The 4,024-nt window shown below is 57.9% G+C and carries 3 protein-coding genes and 1 pseudogene; all 4 read right to left on the bottom strand.

Annotated elements, in window-relative coordinates:
* A partial coding sequence (locus tag QZY44_RS17240) for an RHS repeat domain-containing protein (RefSeq protein ID WP_295448882.1) occupies window positions 1–265 on the bottom strand: 265 nt, incomplete at its 3' end.
* Window positions 266–512: 247 nt separating this feature from the next.
* A complete protein-coding gene (locus QZY44_RS17235; RefSeq protein ID WP_295448878.1) occupies window positions 513–1,136 on the bottom strand; it encodes a HEAT repeat domain-containing protein in 624 nt (207 codons plus the stop codon).
* Window positions 1,123–3,828: an RHS repeat-associated core domain-containing protein gene (locus QZY44_RS17230; protein WP_295448874.1), complete on the bottom strand. Its 2,706-nt coding sequence runs from the start codon at window positions 3,826–3,828 to the stop codon at window positions 1,123–1,125. Before QZY44_RS17230 ends, QZY44_RS17235 begins: the two co-directional genes overlap by 14 nt.
* Window positions 3,829–3,831: 3 nt before the next feature.
* A pseudogene (locus tag QZY44_RS35835) lies at window positions 3,832–3,978 on the bottom strand (RHS repeat domain-containing protein); the annotation flags it as partial.
* Window positions 3,979–4,024: the final 46 nt, after the last annotated feature.

Genomic DNA, 4,024 nt, shown 5'->3' with positions numbered 1-4,024 from the left:
TCGGCGTCACCGTGCCCGGCAGGGTATTGGTCTGGGCGGCGGCCAGTGTCAGCTTCTGGAGCTGATTGCCGAGGTTGTCATAGATATAGCGGATGGACTGGCCATCGGCGTATTGCACCGTCCCCAGCCGATTGGCCGGGTCGTAGCCGTAGCCGATGGTCTCGGCAGCTTGGATCAATGAGGCGAGGATGCACAGGATGGCCGCCAGGGCCGCGAGCAGCGACCAGCGTGGGTTCCGGGACGAATGCTCAATCCTCGATTCCATTGCGTGATCCTCGTTGGACGCAGGTGGTGCTGACAAGTTCTCTGATGACGTCGCTCTTTGATCGCGTCCGAAGCCCTCGCCGTCAGGCGATGGCTCGCGTCGGTTGGAGTGACGAAGGAACCCCAACAAACGGCCTCGAATAAATCCTAAAGCCTTCGGCATTTCAAATGACGGTCGCTCATCGCCGATCTGCAACGACCGCGATGCCTTGCCGGGTTGCGTTGGGGGTTCCTTACGTTACCCCAACTTACGACCCTAAAGCTGCAATGGTATTCTTGAGAGATGACCTCGCCGCCTCGGTACCCTCCTTGTCGAGCGCCTCCTTCAATCGCTCCAGTATTCCATCCATCGAGATCAGATTCCGACAGTTCAACAAAAGGTTCGCCACGGCGCAACGAATGCGGTAATGAGGATTTTCGAGAAAGCCAAGAAAAACATCCTTGTAACCCGTATCCCCCAGGCACCAAAGGGCCAGTGCGTATCGTACTCGCTCTTCGTCGCATTCCGCCTGGGGAAATCTGCGGGCGATTAGTGAAGCCCCTGGTGCATAACCAACCGTTGCCAGAGCTATGGCAGCATCGCCGCGAACCAGCCACTCATCATCGACCAATAACTCAACCAGCTGCTCGGCCGCATCAATTTTTCCCCATTCGGTGATCGCCGCAACGGCCTCCAATCGCACAAGATCATCCGAATCACTCAACGCCGAAACGACCCGATCGACCACGGCTTCGATATCGCGGAAAGGATGAAGCGCCTCGATCGCTCTCATCCGCGCCTCTGGGTCACTACTGTAGGAAAGACTCAATAAACGCTGGTAGCCACTGCCGGCGGCGGCGGAAATACTCTCGATCTCGTCAATCTCGCTCATCGCGGCATCCCTCACCAAATTGCTGCTGAACGCGATCAGGCAGAGAACGCTGTCGCTCGCGCGTTTCGTCAAGCACATGCCGGATCTCTTCAAGATCTGCGGCCTGCTGCCTAGTTTGATACCCAAGCGCAGCAATTGTCGCGTCGTGATCCCGAATCTGCCGTTGCACCTCCTGAATCGCGGCGAACAGAACACCATTCGCATCGACTAAGTCGATAACCCGGTCGTCACGACCGCAACCAAATTTCGCATGGAAGTCCTGTGCCATTGGGCCGATGTGACGAATATCATCGGACTCCCACCGGTACCGCCATGAACGGACATCCAGCTCTGCTACCCGTGCCAGAAGCTCTTTGCTGTCGACCAATTGCAGATTACGCTTTAATCGTCTATCTGACGCTGCGGCAGGAGCCAAAATTATCGCGCCAGTACCGCCCGTAAAAACGATGAGTCCACCGATTATGATGATCCCGCCAATTATTAAAATCGGCACGAGATAGGGATTCGGATCCGGGCGACTGCAATACTGCTGACTGTCGTTTCTGTCATTTATTGGATTGCGCTTTTCCTTATTGCGCTGCCCTCGAGCTTTCTCTTCCTTCTGATATCTACGGCGTTCCTCCCCCGAAAGACTTCTATCGCGCGCGCGATCCGCGACTTCCTCATCTGTCAGGTCGCTGAGTCCGGTATCCTTGACATTCTGTTTTCCGCCTTTAGACAACCCAAACGGATCGACGAAATTGATCGGATTGCTCGTCACATACTCGTAGAGATTGGCGCCACCCTGGGTCCCAATGGGATCGCGCGTCAACCAAGACCGCGAGACGGTCGAGTAGTTCCGGAAACCGAAATCGAGAAGCCCCGTTGCGTCATCGTAACGCTTGGTCGCAAAGCCCATCGGTTGAGAGGCATCTCCGACAGACGACAGTCTTAGACCGTAGGCGTCGTAGCGATACGCAGAAACGACCTGCCCCGCTTCGTCCGTGACTGCAACTACGTTCCCCTTGCCGTCAAATAGTTGAGTGTGCAGTGTCCCTGGTTCTTGGGTTCCGAGTAAAGCTCCGACCCCTCCTGCTGGCCCATCCAACCACAAGAAATGACGCGCTGCCGTATTGCCTCCGTCCCGCTCCTGTACGCTGAGGAAGCCATCGTATACCAGCCGGATGTCGCTGACTAGGGAAGTATTTTCATAGCGATCTATCTGCCCTACCAAGTCCGTAGCGAAATAGCGATATTGCGTAACATGAACAATCCCGCCACTGTCAGCATATTCAATTCGTGTCAGCCGATCCTCCGCGTCATAAATTGCAGTCCAGTCGACTCCTGCGGGGGTATAGCCATGAATCATATTGCCATCAGCATCATACTGGTAAATCCGCGTAGGATTCGTCGCATTGGTCGGCTGATTGACGGAGTTGACCTGATTAGTCTCGAGCAAGGGGGCAAGTGCCACCATCGGCAGACCATTGGTAGCGATCTCGGTAGTACGGTTGTCGTCGCCGTTGTAGCTGTAGGCGAAGCTGTTGATCAAGGTGCCGTCTGACTTATGATTGCCGATCGCCGTCAAGCGTTGCAGCCCGTCGTTGGTGTAGGCGGTATAGCTTCCGTTTGGGCGAGTCAGTCGGGCGAGCAGGTTGCTGTTGCCCTGGTAGGTAAGGGTGTAGGCCCGCGTGCTCTGGGCGATGGTCGCGAGTCGGCCGAAAGCGTCATAGGTATAGGCGACCGGTGTGCCACCTTGTGCGTTCATGCCGGTACGCCGGTTTAGCGGGTCGTAGGTATAGGTGATGGTGTCGTTAGCCCAGGGTCCATCGACGCTCAACAGGTTGTCGTTGGCGTCGTAAGTGAACCGGCTAACGCCAATACCGTCAGCACGCTGGATGAGCCGATCGTGCGCATCGTAAACGAAGGTGACATCCGGCGTGGTGTCCGCATAGTCGATGCCGGTCAGGTTGCCGTTGCGATCATAGGTGTACGCAGTGACGATGGCGCGCGCATTGGTGCGGGTCTTGACCCGTCCAGCCAGGTCATAGGTATAGGTTGTCCCCTTGCCGTCGGCATAGGTCTGGGCGGTAACCAGATTGTCCGCGTCATACGCGAAGGCCGTTGGGTTACTGTTGGCGTCGAGCAGCTTGGTGAGGTTGCCGTCCGCATCGTAGATCGGCCGCGTCAGGCCGCTGTCCGGTGCGATGCTGGCGGTGAGTCGCTTCTGTGGGTCATAGGTGTAGCGGTTGACCTTGCCGCCGCGGCTGGTCTCCTGGGTCAGTTCGAAGGGGCGACCCGTGGACCAGGCGAATTGCTCGGTGCGTCCGTCCGGATAGGTGACGCGGGTCGGCTGGTTCAGTGCGTCATAGTCGTAGGCGAGTGTGAGCCCGGCGGTATCGGTCTGGGTGCGGATACGCCCGATGGTGTCATAGCTGACTTGGGCCAGGGTCTGCCCGGCCCGGGTGACTTGAACGAGGCGCTGATTGGCGTCGTAGATCAGGGCCGTGACCATCTGCACGGCGCTGCCTTCCGCCCCGGTGATCTGGGTAGGCTGGCCGTAGTTGTTATAGGCAAAGGCGGTCTTGTTGCCGCGCCGGTCAGTGATACGGATGACCTGGTGGTGGTCGTTGTATTCGTAGCCGATGCTGCCGCGGGCGTCGGTGACGGAGAGCACGTCAACACCGTTGGTGGCATAGACGAGGGTGGTCACCTTTCCCTGGGGGTCGGTGGTGGAGGTGACCCTCCCTTGAGCATTGTAGGCGTATTGATAGACCCCGCCGTCTGGTCGGGTGCAGTGAACGTGGAGGTGATCCCCGCCGCCGCACCGGGCGCACTGTCCTTCGGCCTGCTCCTTCAGCACCTTGCACCGGGCGCGCCATTCCGGGGAAGCATCGAGCGCCCTCAAC

Source organism: uncultured Thiodictyon sp. (assembly GCA_903837595.1).
GTDB lineage: Bacteria > Pseudomonadota > Gammaproteobacteria > Chromatiales > Chromatiaceae > Thiodictyon.
Note: the sequence above shows the minus strand (reverse complement) of the source record. Positions and strands in the feature narration are given on the sequence as shown.